This is a genomic window from Mycolicibacterium parafortuitum, assembly GCF_002086815.1.
Taxonomy (GTDB): Bacteria; Actinomycetota; Actinomycetes; order Mycobacteriales; family Mycobacteriaceae; genus Mycobacterium; species Mycobacterium parafortuitum.
The window spans coordinates 1-223 of the sequence record NZ_MVID01000087.1 but is presented as its reverse complement, the minus strand read 5'-3'; the positions used below and the strand labels follow the sequence as shown (position 1 = coordinate 223).

Below are 223 nucleotides of genomic sequence, written 5' to 3'. Positions count from 1 at the left end.
AACAGCCACCCCGGCACACCCCCCACCGACTCCGATGGTGACGGCTACAGCGACGGCGACGAGAACGCCGCCGGCACCGACCCCTGGAACTCCGGCAACTACCCCGGCTCCGCCAACATCGACTCCGACGGCGACGGCTACACCGACGACCAGGAATACCTCGCCGGAACCGACCCCAACAACTCCTGGAACTACCCCGGCTCAGGCGGACCCAACTACACCG

The 223-nt window shown here is 67.7% G+C and carries 1 protein-coding gene; it reads left to right on the top strand.

Going from position 1 to position 223, the window contains the following annotated elements; genetic code table 11:
• Positions 1-223, top strand: a 223-nt coding sequence (locus BST38_RS29535; protein ID WP_237160963.1) for a thrombospondin type 3 repeat-containing protein, incomplete at both ends; no start/stop codon positions are given.